The 14,033-nt window shown below is 70.7% G+C and carries 16 protein-coding genes; 8 read left to right on the plus strand and 8 right to left on the minus strand.

The genetic code is table 11. The annotated features are described in order from the left end of the window. Nucleotides 1-7 precede the first annotated feature (7 nt). Entirely contained in the window at nt 8-145 is a 138-nt protein-coding gene (locus ACFVU2_RS05225) for a hypothetical protein (protein WP_387871836.1), read from the plus strand. A gap of 217 nt (nt 146-362) precedes the next feature. Here ACFVU2_RS05225 and ACFVU2_RS05230 read toward each other — a convergent pair whose 3' ends face one another. The 3 genes from ACFVU2_RS05230 to ACFVU2_RS05240 form a co-directional block, all read right to left on the minus strand. After that, complete coding sequence (locus ACFVU2_RS05230) at nt 363-560, minus strand: hypothetical protein (protein ID WP_387871838.1); 198 nt, start codon at nt 558-560, stop codon at nt 363-365. A 68-nt stretch (nt 561-628) separates the two neighbouring features. Further along, nucleotides 629-934, minus strand: coding sequence for a hypothetical protein (locus ACFVU2_RS05235; RefSeq protein ID WP_387871839.1), 306 nt, complete (start codon nt 932-934; stop codon nt 629-631). Between the two features lie 76 nt (nt 935-1,010). Next, entirely contained in the window at nt 1,011-1,223 is a 213-nt protein-coding gene (locus tag ACFVU2_RS05240; RefSeq protein ID WP_387871841.1) for a hypothetical protein, read from the minus strand. A 121-nt stretch (nt 1,224-1,344) separates the two neighbouring features. On the opposite strand from ACFVU2_RS05240, the gene ACFVU2_RS05245 reads away from it, so the two are divergent. Next, complete coding sequence (locus ACFVU2_RS05245; RefSeq protein WP_387871843.1) at nt 1,345-2,271, plus strand: phosphodiesterase; 927 nt, start codon at nt 1,345-1,347, stop codon at nt 2,269-2,271. Here ACFVU2_RS05245 and ACFVU2_RS05250 read toward each other — a convergent pair. Continuing rightward, on the minus strand, nt 2,255-3,850 hold the full coding sequence (locus ACFVU2_RS05250) for a stealth conserved region 3 domain-containing protein (protein ID WP_387871845.1): 1,596 nt from the start codon (nt 3,848-3,850) through the stop codon (nt 2,255-2,257). The genes ACFVU2_RS05245 and ACFVU2_RS05250 overlap by 17 nt on opposite strands. 60 nt (nt 3,851-3,910) lie before the next feature. Here ACFVU2_RS05250 and ACFVU2_RS05255 point away from each other — a divergent pair, with 60 nt between their 5' ends. The 5 genes from ACFVU2_RS05255 to ACFVU2_RS05275 all read left to right on the plus strand — a co-directional run bounded on the left by ACFVU2_RS05255 (nt 3,911) and on the right by ACFVU2_RS05275 (nt 6,182). Then, entirely contained in the window at nt 3,911-4,672 is a 762-nt protein-coding gene (locus ACFVU2_RS05255; RefSeq protein ID WP_387871847.1) for an alpha/beta fold hydrolase, read from the plus strand. Nucleotides 4,673-4,775: 103 nt separating this feature from the next. After that, on the plus strand, nt 4,776-5,111 hold the full coding sequence (locus ACFVU2_RS05260) for a hypothetical protein (protein WP_387871849.1): 336 nt from the start codon (nt 4,776-4,778) through the stop codon (nt 5,109-5,111). A 95-nt stretch (nt 5,112-5,206) separates the two neighbouring features. Then, nucleotides 5,207-5,479 carry a ribbon-helix-helix domain-containing protein gene (locus tag ACFVU2_RS05265; protein WP_387871851.1) on the plus strand — a complete coding sequence of 91 codons (273 nt, stop codon included), beginning with the start codon at nt 5,207-5,209 and terminating at the stop codon, nt 5,477-5,479. After that, on the plus strand, nt 5,476-5,715 hold the full coding sequence (locus tag ACFVU2_RS05270; RefSeq protein WP_387871852.1) for a toxin: 240 nt from the start codon (nt 5,476-5,478) through the stop codon (nt 5,713-5,715). Before ACFVU2_RS05265 ends, ACFVU2_RS05270 begins: the two co-directional genes overlap by 4 nt. Nucleotides 5,716-5,759: 44 nt before the next feature. Further along, nucleotides 5,760-6,182, plus strand: coding sequence for a hypothetical protein (locus ACFVU2_RS05275; protein ID WP_387871854.1), 423 nt, complete (start codon nt 5,760-5,762; stop codon nt 6,180-6,182). Here ACFVU2_RS05275 and ACFVU2_RS05280 read toward each other — a convergent pair. The 3 genes from ACFVU2_RS05280 to ACFVU2_RS05290 form a co-directional block, all read right to left on the minus strand. Further along, a complete protein-coding gene (locus ACFVU2_RS05280) occupies nt 6,100-8,541 on the minus strand; it encodes an HAD-IC family P-type ATPase (RefSeq protein WP_387871856.1) in 2,442 nt (813 codons plus the stop codon). The two genes, ACFVU2_RS05275 and ACFVU2_RS05280, sit on opposite strands and share 83 nt — an antisense overlap. 106 nt (nt 8,542-8,647) lie before the next feature. After that, nucleotides 8,648-11,662, minus strand: coding sequence for an alpha-mannosidase (locus ACFVU2_RS05285; RefSeq protein WP_387871858.1), 3,015 nt, complete (start codon nt 11,660-11,662; stop codon nt 8,648-8,650). Between the two features lie 148 nt (nt 11,663-11,810). After that, nucleotides 11,811-12,395, minus strand: a complete 585-nt coding sequence (locus ACFVU2_RS05290) for a hypothetical protein (RefSeq protein ID WP_387871860.1) — start codon at nt 12,393-12,395, stop codon at nt 11,811-11,813. Nucleotides 12,396-12,608: 213 nt separating this feature from the next. Between ACFVU2_RS05290 and ACFVU2_RS05295 the strand changes: the two genes are divergently transcribed. After that, nucleotides 12,609-12,935, plus strand: a complete 327-nt coding sequence (locus ACFVU2_RS05295) for a hypothetical protein (protein ID WP_387871861.1) — start codon at nt 12,609-12,611, stop codon at nt 12,933-12,935. 6 nt (nt 12,936-12,941) lie between these two features. On the opposite strand, the gene ACFVU2_RS05300 is transcribed toward ACFVU2_RS05295, so the two are convergent. Beyond that, the gene (locus tag ACFVU2_RS05300) at nt 12,942-14,030 is read right to left on the minus strand and encodes a hypothetical protein (RefSeq protein WP_387871863.1); all 1,089 of its coding nucleotides are present in this window, start codon (nt 14,028-14,030) and stop codon (nt 12,942-12,944) included. Between the last annotated feature and the right edge of the window lie 3 nt (nt 14,031-14,033).

Consider the following 14,033-nt stretch of genomic DNA (forward strand, 5'->3'; position numbering starts at 1 on the left):
GGGACCCATGAGCGACACCAGCGGACTCCAGAACGCGGACGGCGACGGCGACAACGAGGGCGCCGAACCGCCGCCCGCCGAGTTCGACCCCGCTCAGCAGCCGTCGAACCCCGACCTCGTGAAGAACACCGAGCCGCCGGACTGATCAGAGCCACCGGGCTCCTGCGCGCGTTCGCACCGCTCGGTGCCCGTGCCCTGGCCGTCCGGTCCCAGCTGCGGCCCCGCCCCGTCATCCCGGGCGGGGCCGCTCTTCGTGCTGTCTGCGTCGTCGAGACGGCGAATAGTCCGCCTTCTCGACCCGAGAAGGCGAACAATTCGCCCTCTCGTCGCCGTGGGTCGCGGGATCGCCGCAGCGCGAGCGCTCAGGCGTCGCGGCGGCCGCCGAACATCCAGCCCGCCCCGATGGCGAGGCCCGCCACGCACAGGCCGATGCCGAGCGCGAGCACCGAGATCGTGCCGCCCGCGCGTGGGACGATGAGGCCGACCACGAAGAGGAGTGCGCCGACGTTGAGGAGCACCGCGGCGATCCAGCCGAGGGTCCTGCGCAGCGCCGCGTTCATCCCGGGTATCGTACTCGCCGCGGCTCCGTGTGGGCTGACCGCGATCGTCCGCCGCCGGGCCACCAGGATCACGACCCGCCGAGGTTGCCCGTCCCGGACGGCTCGGCGTCCGCATCGATGGCCTCGTTGATGATCGACCCGACCAGCGTCTTCCAGTCCGACCCCTCGCGCAGCGTCTCGGTCTGCCCGGGCGGGATGGTGCCGAACACCGGCTCGTGCTCCTCGCCCTCCGGCGCCACGCGCACGAGCGTGCCGAGCTCGGCGTGCGACTCGTCGAGCACGACCCACACCCCGGGCGACTTCTTCTCCACGTGGAAGATGCGGTCCCGGTAGGGGTACCGCACGCTGGACATCTCGAGCTCGCTGGCGGACATGGCGGCCCCCTTCGGTCGTTCACCGTCTCTCGTACCAGCATCAAACGCCCGCGAGGCGGCGCTTGGCAAGATCCGGCTAGTTGAAGATCGACCACTCCGCACGGTTCATGACGGCCGGCTCGCCGTCGACGATGACGTGCCAGCTGGTGTCGTCGCGGTGACGGTACTCGACGAGGAGCGTCGTGTACGTCCACTCGCCGTCCGCCTTCGTCCACTGGATGAGCGAGATGAGCTGCCCCTGGCGCAGGTACGGCACGGCGACGAACTCATCGTGCTTGGCGATCGTCATGGTGCATGCTAACTCCGCCGTCGCGCGCGGTGGAAGGGTGGTCTCGCGGTCCGTGCAGGCGTGATCGCGCCACGCCGCGCGCGTTCACGATCCGTTCAGGCTGCGGTGGTGGACTGGCCGCGTGAAGACGCGAATCGCGGAGTACCCGCGGCCCGACCACTTCCTGCTGCACATCAGCGACACCCACCTGCTCGCAGGCGGGGAGCAACTCTACGGTTCCGTCGACAGCGACGCCCACCTGCGCTCCCTGCTCGACGAGGTCGAGGCCTCCGGCGGCCGGCCCGAGGCGATCATCTTCACGGGCGACCTCGCCGATCGCGGCCAGCCCGACGCCTACCGGCGGCTGCGGGAGCTCGTGGAGCCGGTGGCCGCGCGCCTCGGCTCGCGCATCGTCTGGGTCATGGGCAACCACGACGACCGGGGTGCCTTCCGTTCCGGTCTGCGCGGAGATGCGCCGACCGCGGAGCCGGTGGACGAGGTGCACTGGATCGACGGGCTCCGCATCATCGTGCTCGACTCCTCCGTTCCCGGCCACCACTACGGCGATGTGAGCGAGTCGCAGCTCGACTGGCTGGCCGCCGAGCTGGCGAGCCCCGCCCCGGAGGGCACCATCCTCGCGATGCATCACCCGCCCGTTCCCAGCGTGCTCGACCTGGCCGTCTCGGTCGAGCTGCGCGACCAGGCTCAGCTCGCCGAGGTGCTGGAGGGCAGCGACGTGCGCAGCATCCTGGCGGGCCACCTGCACTACTCGTCCACCGCGACGTTCGCGGGCATCCCCGTCTCGGTCGCGTCGGCCAGCTGCTACACGCAAGACCTGAACGTGCCGGTCGGCGGCACGCGCGGGCGCGACGGCGCGCTCGCCTTCAACCTCGTCCACGTGTACCCGACGACGGTGCTGCACTCGGTCGTGCCGCTCGGGCACCACCCGACGCTGGACTACATCGACGCGGAGGAGTCCGCGCGCCGCCTCGCCGCCGACGGCATCCGCATCCCGCCGGCCCGTCCGCGCCTGGATGCGCCGACTGAGCCGGTCACTCTCCCGGTGTGATCTCCCACGGGGCTGCGAAGGGGAAGTAGCGCTCGAGGAAGTCGGTGACGACGCGCGTGCGCACGTCGGCCGGGATCTCGGGCTTCGAGCCGTCGTTGAGGCAGAACATGTCCTGATCGCGGCGCTTCAGCAGGCGCTTCATCGTGTCCGGCGCCTGTCGCAGCGTGGTCTCGATGTAGAGGACCCGCGCCTGGGTCTGCGTGACCGCGCGACCCGACATCAGCGCATAGTAGTGGTACAGCGAGTTGGTGACCGAGATGTCCGTCGCCGACCGGAACGGACTGGCGGCCGTCCGCCGGAACTCGTCGGAGAACTCCCGCTCCATCTCCTGCAGCACGTCGACGCGCAGCGGGGCCGCGCAGTGCTCCAGGTGCCGTGTCGTCACCGCGCCGAACCGCTCCCACAGCAGCCGCCGGTTGACGCGTGCGGCGTTCTCGAACCCGGAGCGTGCCGGGTCGGATTCGCCCAGGCCGATCCGGGTGCCCGCCTCGATGAACTTCGTGACGCCGCCGGGGGAGAAGAACACGTCGGGCGCGATGGGACGGCCGAAGAACATGTCGTCGTTCGAGTAGAGGAAGTGCTGCGAGATGCCCGGGATGTGGTGCAGCTGCGCCTCCACCGCGTGCGAGTTGTGGGTGGGCAGTGTGGAGGTGTCGGCGAAGAAGTCCTCGCTGCGCATCACGTTGATGCGCGGGTGCTCGGCGTCGAGCCAGGCCGGGACGGGGGAGTCGGTGGCGATGTAGATGTTGCGCACCCACGGGGCGAACATGTGGACGCTGCGGAGCGCGTACTTGAGCTCGTCGATCTGCCGGTAGCGCGCCTCGTTGTCGTCGCCGTCGCCGACCACGTAGGAGGCCATCTGCGCGGCACGCTGCCGCTGGTACTCGGCGCTCGACCCGTCGACCCACGAGAACACGATGTCGATGTCGAACGCCACATCGCTGGCGATCGGGTCGAACATGTGCTGGAGGGTGCGCCAGCGCCGGCCGTACAGCTCGACCTCGGCCTCGACGGCCTCGCTGCGGGGCAGCCGGGTGCGCATCAGCGCGTTGGGTCGCGGGGCCTCGATCTCGTCGTCGCCGAAGCGCCAGAGCTCGAGCTGGAAGGCGGTCTCGGAGCCGTAGCGCAGCCGTCCGACCGGTTCGAGGCGCGGGCGGTAGAGGCGGACCACGTCGGCCTTGCGGCGGGAGAGCCGGCCGTCGGCGATGAGCAGGGCCTCGTCGGCCGCCCGGCCGTCCGCATCCACGGCGCGCGAGTAGAACGGTTCGCGCGCGAACGCCTCGGCCAGCACGGCCTCGAGCTCTTTGCGCCGGCGCCGGTCGACGGCCACGATCAGGCGCCCGTCGTCGTCGCGCACGAGGAGGAAGTCGAAGCCGGCGGCCTCGAGGGCGTCGTGCACCGCCAGCAGGTCCTCGATCATCGACTCGCGCGGCGTGAAGGGCCCCGACACGAGGGTGAAGAGCCCCTTGCGGCGCACGATGTCGGCGCGGGCGAAGCGGGAGATCGCGGTGTCGGCGGCGCCGGTGAGGACGACGGGTTCGGGCTGGTCGGAGAGGGCGGCGGGAGGATGCTCTGTCATACGCTCCCCACTCTAGGCCTGGCCGGCCGCGAGGGGGACCGGCGGGTGTAGCCTTCCCGCGTGATCCCCACTGCGCTGCACCACGAATGGCACGGCGACCCGGACTCGCCGCACCCACCGCTGCTGCTGATCCACGGCGGCGGATCGACCATCGACTCCAACTGGGGTCTGCTCCTCCCCTTGCTCACGCCGGCGCGCTCGGTGCTCGCGATCGAGCTGCAGGGGCACGGCCGCACGTCGGCCGGCGACGGCCCCGCGTCGTTCGAGCGCTCGGCCGACGACGTCGCGGCGCTGCTGTCGTCGCTGCACTGCGGGCCGGTGGACGTGCTCGGGTTCAGCAACGGCGGGCAGGTCGGGCTGCAGCTCGCCGGGCGGCATCCGGGCTCCGTGCGCCGGCTGATCGCCGCGTCGGCGCCCTTCCGTCGCTCCGGGATGGTCGAGGGCTTCTGGGAGGGGCTGGCCGCCGGCACCTTCGACGACCTCCCCGAGCCCTATCGCCGTGCCGATGCCGCCGTCAGCCACGATCCGGAGCACGCCCGACGCATGTTCGAGCTCGACCGGGCGCTGATGCTCGGCTTCGAGGACTTCCCGGACGCGTTCGTCGCCTCCATTGCCGCCCCGACGCTCGTGGTCGTCGCCGACCGCGACGTCGTGCGGGTGGAGGAGGCCGTCGCGCTGACGGCTCTGCTCCCGGACGCCCGCCTGCTCGTCGTGCCGGGCACCCATGGCGACTATCTGGGCGAGCTGCTGGCCGCCGCAGGGGATGCCGGGCCGCTGCGCCGCACGCTGCCCTTCCTGCTCGCCCATCTCGACGCGCGCTGACGCAGCAGACCGGCGACGCCGCGCGTCGGCGCGCTTCCGAGGGTTCTCCGAGGGTGTCGCGGTAAGATGTCAGATTCCCGTCACCGAATCACCGGAGGTTGCCATGAAGGCGTTCGTTCGTCGTGTCGGCAAGCTGAGCGCGGATGAGATCGCGCGTCTCGTCGAACTGCAGCTCGCCGCCCAGCGCAATGGTCGAGCCGCGCTCGAGAAGACCGCGCGCGTCAAGGTCTCGCGTCTGGATGCGGATCACGATCTCGTCGCCGAGATCGACACCGCCTTCCTCGAGTCGGCCCGCTCGGTCGGCTATGTGGGCGCGCGTCAGGCGGCGCAGTCCGCCGTCCGCTGGGCAGGGCTCGGCGAGGCGTACCGGGAGCAGCTGGACCCCGAAGAGGTCGAGGCCCTGCAGGCGGTCTGGACGGCGGCGATCGCCAAGCGCTGACACGCAGCGCACGACGCGCAGAGTCCGGGCCCGCGACCGCGGGCCTTTTTCGTACGCCGTAGCGACCAACCTATTATCGTATTACGATAAGGGTCATGGATCCGCAGGAGACGATGAACGGCGCCCCCGTCAGCGAAGAGCAGATCGCGGCGTGGGCGGCTGAAGCGGAGGCAGGCTTCGACGTCTCGGCCTTGAAGAAACGCGGCCGGGGTCGCCCGGGACGCGGCGCCGAGCCGTCGCAGGTCGTCGCCCTCCGGCTCACGACCAGCGAGCTTGCTGCAATCGACGATCGGGCGCTCAAAGAGGGCAAAAGCCGCTCCGAGATCATCCGTGAGGCCATCTCCAACTCCCCGTCGTCGGCTGCGTGAAGGTACACGACTCCGCTCGCAGGCATGGCGTCCTCCCCGAAGATTCGATTCAGGCTGCGACCTGGGCGCTCTGGATCGACGATCTCGACGAGGAGAATCCCGGGCGCCAGCTGCGACTCGGCTTCGACACTCATGGTCGCCTGCTTGAGATCGTGGTGCTGGTCTTCGACAGCGGAAACGAGTTGATCATCCATGCGATGAAGGCGCGCCCGCAGATGATCGAGCTGCTGCCGTAGCGTCGCACGAGGTCCCCCTTTTTCGTACGCCGTATGATCCGAGCATGACGCGTGTCCGAGCGGAGCGGCCCCCGGCGGAGCTGGTCGTCGCCATCGTGCTGTCGTACGTGGTCGGCATCGGGCAGATCCTGGCCGGGATCGTGCTGGTGTTCGTGCGCTACGCCGATGGCCTCGACGGCACGGAGCGGTTCATCGTGACCCTCGTCGGCGCGTTGACGATGCTGCTCGGGCTGCTGGTCGTGTCGTTGGCGTCCGGTCTCGGCCGGGCGCGGCGGGACGCTCGCGTGCTGCTCACCGTGCTCATGTCGGTGTCCGCCGCGCTCGGCGTCTACGTGCTGATCACGTCTCCGGGCGACCTCTGGTTCCGGCTCGTCGACGTCGCCGTCACGGCTGCGGTGATCGCGGTGCTGTGGACGGGGCGGGTGGCCCGCTTCTTCGCACGAAGCGACGGTGCGCGAACCGGATGATCTCGATCGCGCCGATCGTGGCGAGCGAGGTGACGAGCACGAGCAGCGCCGTCACGAGGGACGGGTCCGTGAACTGCAGGAAGTCGTACACGATCGGCACCGAGTAGACGAGCACGAGGCCGACCATCATCGCCCCGATGATGAGGATCTTCCAGCCGTCGATGGGACGCGACAGCACGGTCAGCACCCAGAGCCCCACGATCGTGAGCACCAGCGTGGAGCCGGTGCGAAGCTCCTGCTCGCCGATGCCCGACGCGGTGGCCGCCCACGCGTAGAACCAGAGCGCGGCCGCGATGACGAGCCCGGCGGGCAGGGCGAAGCTGAGCGACCGGCGCAGGAAGCCCGGCCGGTAGCGCTGCGCGTTGGGCATGAGCGCGAGGAAGAACGCCGGCAGCCCGATCGTGAGACCGTCGATGACGGAGAGCTGGCGCGGGAGGAAGGGGAACTGCATCAGCGTCGCCCCGAAGATCACGGCCAGGGCGGTGGCGTAGGCCGTCTTGGTCAGGAACAGCATGGAGACGCGTTCGATGTTGGCGATGACCTGCCTGCCCTCGGCGACGACCGACGGCAGGTGCGAGAAGCGGCCGTCGAGGAGCACCAGGCGCGCCACGGCCTTCGTCGCGGGGGAACCGGTCTCCATCGCGATGCCGATGTCCGCCTCCTTGATCGCCAGGGCGTCGTTCACGCCGTCGCCGGTCATCGCGACCGTGTGACCGGAGGCCTTGAGCGCGAGCACGATCCGCTTCTTCTGGGTCGGCGTCACCCGTCCGAACACCGTGTGCTCCTCGAGCACGGCCATCAGGCCGGCGTCGTCCTCCGGCAGGTCCCGGGCATCGAACCCGGTGGGGGCGTCCAGCCCGACCTCGCGGGCGATCGCGGCGACCGTCTGCGGGTTGTCACCCGAGATCACGCGGACGGCGACATCCTGTTCGGCGAAGTAGCGGAGGGTCTGCGCCGCGTCGCTGCGGATCTTCTCGCGGAAGGTCAGCAGCGTGATCGGCTCGAGTGCGGGCGGCAGCTGCTCTGCGGCGACCTGGGCGGGAGAGAGAGTCGCGGGGGAGAAGGCGAGCACGAGGGTGCGCCGGCCGGTGGCCGCGAGCTCGACCGCCTGCGCACGCAGACGCTCCCCGCCGGTCCCCGTCGCCGGGAACACCATCTCGGGACCGCCGAGCACCCAGGTGCCGCCCGCTTCGCCGTCGGCCGGGAAGGCGACAGCGCTCCACTTGCGTGCGGAGGAGAACGGGATGCGCGCGGCGGGTTCGTCCGGCAGCGGTGTCGGGTAGGCGGCGGCCAGGCAGCGGGCGGTGGCGTTCGCGTCCGGGTCGGCGCCGTACCAGGCGAGCACTTCGTCCCATCCGGCGGGCGGCTCGGCGGAGACGGGATGGGCGCCGTCGAAGACGATGTCGCCCTCGGTGAGGGTGCCGGTCTTGTCCAGGCAGATCGTGTCGACGCGGGCGAGGCCTTCGACCGCGGCGAGCTCCTGCACGAGCACCTGCTGGCGCGCCAGCTTCACCGCGCCGACGGCGAACGCGATGCTCGTCATCAGCACGAGTCCGAGAGGGATCATCGCGACCACGGCGGCGATGGTGTTGACCGCGGCCTGCTGCCAGCGACCGTCGTCGATGGCCTGCGTCCAGCCGCCGAGCGCGATCATCTGGGCGTTGAGCACCAGCAGCGCGATCGGTCCGACGATCCATGCGATCCAGCGCAGCACCCGGTTGATGGAGGACCGCAGCTCGCTGGCGACCAGGGAGAACTTCTTGGCCTCGCTGGCGAGCCGGTTCGCGAACGAGTCGGCACCGACGGCGGAGACCTGGGCTGCGCCCTCGCCGCCCACCACGATCGAGCCGGACAGCACGCGGTCGCCGGGCGACTTGTCGACGGCGTCCGATTCGCCGGTCAGCATCGATTCGTCGAGCTGCAGCCGCGAGGACGAGGTCACCGTCGCGTCCGCAGGCACCTGGTCGCCCGCGCGCAGCAGGAGCAGGTCGTCGAGCACCACCTCGGCGACCGGGATCTCGCCGGCGGCTCCGTCGCGCCGCACCCGCGCCGCCGGAGCGTGCAGGAGGGCGAGCTTGTCGAGGGCCGCCTTCGCCCGGAACTCCTGAACGGAGCCGATTATCGTGTTGGCGAGGGCGCTGATGCCGAAGAGCGCGTCCTTCCAGTGCCCGAGCACGAGCAGCACGAGGAAGCAGGCGGCGATGATGGCGTTGAACAGGGTGAAGACGTTCGCGCGCACGATGCTCCACGCGCTCCGGCTCGACGCGGAGTCGAAGGCGTTCGTCTGGCCGCGCGCGACGCGTTCGCGCACCTCGGCCTGCGTCAGCCCGTCCGTCTCCGCGACCACCTGATCGCCCATGCGCCCCTCCGCTCTCGCAACGGTGTCAGCGTACGGCACGGGTGGTCCGCGCAGCAGGCGATGCGGCGCCCGCTGCGCGGCGCGTTCCCTGCGCTCGTCCTGCGCCCTACCCCCGCCCGACCGTGAAGCGCAGCGTCCGCACCTCGAACGGGGAGAGCGCGAGGTCGAACGCCCCGTCGGCCGCCGCCTCCATGCCGGCGAGCGGCTCCTCGAGCAGGGTCGCGGTGGCTGCGGCAGAGACCGGCGCGTCCACGCGGAGCCGCGCCGTAGCCCGACGGCCGACCGGTTCGTACAGGCGCGCGACGAGGTCGCCGCTGCGGTCGTCGGCGAGTTTCACGCTCGACAGCACGGCGCCGCCCTCCACCGTCGCCAGCGGGGCCGCCTCCCGTGCCCCGGTCACGACGCGTTCATCCTGGTTCAGGAGGATGCCGGCCTCCGTCGCCCCTGCCAGGTCCGTCCCGATCACGAGGCCGTACCGGTGCGTCTGGACGCCCTGGTCCGTCTCCGGGTCGGGGAACCGCGGGGCGCGCAGCAGCGACAGCCGCAGGGTCGTCGTGACCTGCCCGTCCGCGACCACGCGCTCGGTGTCGTAGCCGTAGACCGAGTCGTTGACCAGCGCGACCCCGAAGCCCGGCTCCTCGACCAGCACGAACCGGTGCATCGACGTCTCGAACTTCGCCGCCTCCCACGAGGTGTTCGTGTGCGTCACACGCTTCTGCGCGCCGAACTGGGTCTCCGCGATGGTGTGCTCGGCGCGCACGTCGAGCGGGAAGGCCGCCTTGAGGAACTTCTCCGTCTCGTGCCAGTCCGTCGACTGGGCGATGGCGAGGGTCCGCGAACCGGGTGCGAGCTCCAGCGTCTGCTCGACCGTCGACGCCGAGAACGAGCGGCGCACCGTGACCCGGGCGACGCCGTCCGGGTCGACGCGGGCGTCGATGGCGTCGACGCCGCGGAGGTCTTCCACGCGGTTGCGGTAGAAGCGGTCGACGTCCCATGCGTCCCACATGTTCGGGAAGTCCTGGTGGAGCTGGAGGAGGTTCGCCTCGCGGCCGGGGGCGATCGCGTCTCGGCCCGTCGCGAGGTCGACGGCGGAGGTCACGAGGCCTTCCCGCGACACCGTGACCGAGACCAGGTCGTTCGTCAGCACCCAGTCGTCGCCGGAGCCGGTCAGGCGCGTGGCGGCGGCGTGGCCGGTCGCCGCGGCGATGCCGTGCGCCGGCACCGTGCCGAGCCGTGCCGCTGCAGGGTTGGCCACGAGGGGGACGTCGCCGTCGCCCGTGAGCGCCTGCAGCGCCGCACGGATGATCTCCTCCAGCTCGGCGGCCACGCGCGCGTAGCTCGCCACCGCCTCGCGATGCACCCACGCGATGGAGGTGCCCGGGAGGATGTCGTGGAACTGCAGGAGGAGCACCTGCTGCCAGAGCGCGTCGAGCCGCTCGTACGGGTACGGGGCGCCGGTGCGGATCGCCGCCGCCGAGCACCAGAGCTCCGCCTCGACCAGCAGGTGCTCGGACCGCCGGTTGCCCTGCTTGGTGCGGTGCTGCGACGTGAGCGTCGCCCGGTGCAGCTCGAGGTACAGCTCGCCCACCCAGACGGGTGGGCTGGGCAGCTCGGCGCGCGCCCGCGCGAAGAAGTCGTCGGGGTGCTCCCAGGCCACCCGGGCGCTCCCCTCCAGGTCGGCGAGGCGGGCGGCCGTCCCGACCATCTCCCGCGTGGTGCCGCCGCCCCCGTCGCCCCAGCCCACGGGCGCGATCGAGCTGGTCGCCCGCCGGTTCTCGCGGAACTTCCGGGAGGCCGTGGCCACCTCCTCGCCTGAGAGACGCGAGTTGTACGTGTCCATCGGGGGGAAGTGCGTGAACACCTGCGACCCGTCGATGCCCTCCCAGAGGAACGTGTGGTGCGGGAACGTGTTGACCTGGTTCCACGAGATCTTCTGGGTGAAGAACCACTCGAATCCGGCGCGGTGCATCAGCTGAGGCAGCGCCGGGGAGTAGCCGAAGCTGTCGGGGAGCCAGACGCCCCGGGGAGCGATCCCGAACTCCTCGCGGAAGAACCGCTGGCCCTGGCTGAACTGGCGCACGAGCGCCTCGCCCGTCGGCATCACCGTGTCGGACTCGACCCACATGCCGCCGAGGGGCAGGAAGCGCCCGGCCGCGACGGCGGCGACGATCCGCTTCCACACCTCGGGCCGGTGCTCCTTGACCCAGGCGTATTGCTGGGCGCTGGACATCCCGTAGAGGAAGTCGTCGGTCTGGTCGATGAGCTCGGCGATCGAGGAGGTGGTGCGCGCCACCTTGCGGATCGTCTCGCGCACCGGCCACAGCCAGGCCGAGTCGATGTGGGCGTGCCCGATGGCCGAGATGCGGTGGGCGGACGCGTCGGCGGGCGCCGCGAGAGCAGGCGCGAGAGCGGCCCGGGCGGCGGCCGCCGTCTCCGGGATGCGCTGCAGGTCGAGCGCGTCGAGCGCGTCGTCGAGGGCCTGCAGGATGCGCATCCGCCGCGGGCCCTCGGGCAGTTCGGCCTGCAGTTCCAGCAGCACCTGCAGGTCGAGGGACAGCTCGTGCACCTCGGGCTCGAACACGGTGAGGTCGAACCGCCGGGTCGTGTACAGCGGCTTCGACGACGAGGTCAGGATGTCGCCCTGCTCGGTCGGCAGGAAGGGGTGGTAGTCGAGCAGCACCGGGTTGGCAGCCGCCTCCACGTACAGCTCGACGGTCTCGCCGCCCTCCGCGCTCTCGGTGACGAGCACCCATTGGTTGCGCGGGTTGATGGACTTCACGGGAGTCCCATCGGCGCGGTACACCAGGCCTTCGCACTGGAATCCGGGCATGTTCACGTCGAATCCGAGATCGGCGACGATCTCGACCCGCCGTCCCGCCCAGTCGGCCGGCACCGCCCCGGTCAGCCGGAACCAGGTGGTGCCCCAGGCGGGCCCCCACGGCGTGCCGACGGCGTACGGCGAATACTCGAGGGCCAGCCCGTCCGCCGGGGCGATCGGCTCCCCCGGCAGCTCGTTCCAGGCGACCTCCAGCGGGACGGCGGCGCCGTGCACCGCGGGGAGGACGCGCTCGTCGAGGACGCGGCGGACGCGACCGGTGGTGAGGGGGATGTCGTCGTGCATTCGCGCCTTCAGCTCTGGAGAACGTGTACTGCAGGGCCCTGCAGGCCGGCCGTCAGGCCGAGGCTATCCGGCGGCCGGGTTGCGATCAAGGCCCACGCGAACGCCCCGGGCCGTGGGCCCGGGGCGTGTGCGTTGCGGCTGGTGCGGGTCAGCGACCGAGCACGGCGCCGAGGTCACTGGTGCCGTTGAGGCCCTTGAGGGCGTCGTCGACGGTCCCCTTGACGGAGTCGGAGATGGACGCGCCGAGGTCGCTGACCGAGGTGCCCACGTCCGTCCCGTTGCCGACCGATGCGCCGTTGCCGGTGCTGTTGCCCGAGCCGATCGGGGCGGTGGTGTCGTTGCCGGATCCGATCGGGGCGCTGGTGTCGTTGCCCGAGCCGATCGGGGTCGAGTTGCCGCTGCCGACGGAGTTGCCGTTCGCCTCGTTGCCGCTGGCGATCGGGTTGCCGCTCGCGACGTCGCCGACGGTGTTGCCGCTGGCGACGTCGCCGACCAGCGGTCCCACGTTCACGTCGCCGACGGTCGGCGAGACGTGCACGGTGTGCAGGATGTCGGACACGCTCAGGTAGTCGAGGGCGTCCGTTGCGACGGAGGTCGGCACCGTCGTGGTCGTGCGGGTGGTGTCACTGTCGTTCGTCGCGGCGTTCGCCGGGAGGGCGATCCCGCCCACGATGAGTCCGGCCGCAGCTGCTCCGGCACCGATGATCCCGACTCGCTTCGTGACGTTCTGCATGGTGAACTCCCTACTTTCGTGCGACCGGCGATCGCCGGCCGTCGGGAGTGCTCCGGAGCCGGGTCGGCGACTGGATGGCGGAATGTCCCCCGATTGAGGGGTTTCCCAGGTTCGGCGCCGATCCGGGATGAAGGCGTGCAAAATACCGCGGCGCGAGAATCGCGTCAATCCCCCTGACGACAGCGCGCAGCCGTGATGCCGGTAAGGCACACTATGAACATCATGGGAAAACTCGTCTACGGCGCAGGTCAGGAATACGACCTCGACGACCGCGTGCTGAGCCACGTCAAGCTCGCTGTCGTCGCCAAACTGCGCCGCCACGAGAGCTTCCTCCTGAACTGGGACGTCCCGGTCGAGCAGGGCTCGGGCCGGGTCTCCCTCTGGATCAGCCGGGAGGTCCCGCTGGCGTTCCAGTTCAGCGGCAGCCGCCCCCCGGCGATCAACCCGCAGTGGCTGGAGGCGCTCATGCACACCTCTCAGCGCACCGGCGGGATGGTCGTCATGACCGAGGACCAGGTCGAGGCGCACCTGCCCGACTGAGGCGGTTCAGCGGAACATCATCTTCTCGTAGAGGGTCCGCCCCGCCACGTGATCGCTCAGGTCGTCGAGCGCGATGTCGAGCTCGAGATCGGCGTTGAAGTCGTAGTACATCGGGTGCTCGCCGGCGTGCAGCGCCTTCGCGAGGCCGTGGCGCGGCGTGCGCATGTCGATCGACTCGATCAGGGCCGGATTCGTCGCGGTCATCGTGATGGTGCCGCGCTCGGAGCTCCACGTCCACTCCATCCGGGTGGGGTAGGTCTGGTGGCCCGGGCCGTCGACGTCGCCGCTGGTGGTGAGGCGCAGCGGGAGCAGGTCGTCCGTGATCACGCGGTCGGCGGTCGCGAGGTAGAAGGTGGGGATGTTGATCTCACCGAAGCCGAAGAGGCCCTTGGTCGTCATCCGCACGTAGACGACCGTGTAGTCGCCGACGTGGGCCCGGCCCCAGTACCAGTGGTCGAGGAACGACCCCATGAGATGGTTGCCCCAGTTGTGGTCGTGGTAGGCGCTGCCCGTCACTGACGTCGTCGCGCCGTCCTGGGTGATGGTCGCGGAGACCGTGCCATACGGCACGGGCACGACCCAGGCGAGGAAGTGCGTGCGCGCGGAGTCGAAGTAGTTGATTCCGGCCCCCGGTCGCCACGACGGCGCCGCGCGGTCGATGGTGACGTCGGCGGTGATGCCCTCGGTCTCGATGTGGATCCGGTAGTGGTCCAGGTCGCCGGTGACGCTGTTGGGCCCGATGCGCACGTCGCAGCGGTCGGTCGCCGCACTGAAGTCGGTCGCCTCGTAGTGCGGCTCGAGGTGCAGGCGGGTGCCGTCCGCGAGCTGGCGGATGATGAGGAGGCTCGGCGCGAGCGGGCCCGACGGGTCGGTGTGCGGCTTGTTCGAGAACGTGACGACGAGGGTCGAGCCGTCGTCGAACTGGCAGTCGAAGTACCACCACTCGAACGTGCTGTCCGCGGCGGCGGCCGCCCGGTAGCCGTCCTCCCATACCTCGACGACGGCGGTCAGTCCGAGAGCGGACATCGCGTCCTGCTGGCCGGACGCCATCTTCTCGCGGATCTCGGTGGTATCGGGGATGTCGTGAGCGGTCATGCA

Origin of the sequence: Leifsonia sp. NPDC058194 (genome assembly GCF_042883605.1) — a bacterium.
GTDB lineage: Bacteria > Actinomycetota > Actinomycetes > Actinomycetales > Microbacteriaceae > Leifsonia.

Excerpts from the sequence above, each read along its gene's own strand:
- ACFVU2_RS05225 (WP_387871836.1), top strand. The coding sequence starts at position 8 with ATGAGCGACACCAGCGGACTCCAGAACGCGGACGGCGACGGCGACAAC.
- ACFVU2_RS05230 (WP_387871838.1), bottom strand. The coding sequence starts at position 560 with ATGAACGCGGCGCTGCGCAGGACCCTCGGCTGGATCGCCGCGGTGCTC.
- ACFVU2_RS05235 (WP_387871839.1), bottom strand. The coding sequence starts at position 934 with ATGTCCGCCAGCGAGCTCGAGATGTCCAGCGTGCGGTACCCCTACCGG.
- ACFVU2_RS05240 (WP_387871841.1), bottom strand. The coding sequence starts at position 1,223 with ATGACGATCGCCAAGCACGATGAGTTCGTCGCCGTGCCGTACCTGCGC.
- ACFVU2_RS05250 (WP_387871845.1), bottom strand. The coding sequence starts at position 3,850 with ATGACAGAGCATCCTCCCGCCGCCCTCTCCGACCAGCCCGAACCCGTC.
- ACFVU2_RS05260 (WP_387871849.1), top strand. The coding sequence starts at position 4,776 with ATGAAGGCGTTCGTTCGTCGTGTCGGCAAGCTGAGCGCGGATGAGATC.
- ACFVU2_RS05265 (WP_387871851.1), top strand. The coding sequence starts at position 5,207 with ATGGATCCGCAGGAGACGATGAACGGCGCCCCCGTCAGCGAAGAGCAG.
- ACFVU2_RS05275 (WP_387871854.1), top strand. The coding sequence starts at position 5,760 with ATGACGCGTGTCCGAGCGGAGCGGCCCCCGGCGGAGCTGGTCGTCGCC.
- ACFVU2_RS05280 (WP_387871856.1), bottom strand. The coding sequence starts at position 8,541 with ATGGGCGATCAGGTGGTCGCGGAGACGGACGGGCTGACGCAGGCCGAG.
- ACFVU2_RS05285 (WP_387871858.1), bottom strand. The coding sequence starts at position 11,662 with ATGCACGACGACATCCCCCTCACCACCGGTCGCGTCCGCCGCGTCCTC.
- ACFVU2_RS05290 (WP_387871860.1), bottom strand. The coding sequence starts at position 12,395 with ATGCAGAACGTCACGAAGCGAGTCGGGATCATCGGTGCCGGAGCAGCT.
- ACFVU2_RS05295 (WP_387871861.1), top strand. The coding sequence starts at position 12,609 with ATGAACATCATGGGAAAACTCGTCTACGGCGCAGGTCAGGAATACGAC.
- ACFVU2_RS05300 (WP_387871863.1), bottom strand. The coding sequence starts at position 14,030 with ATGACCGCTCACGACATCCCCGATACCACCGAGATCCGCGAGAAGATG.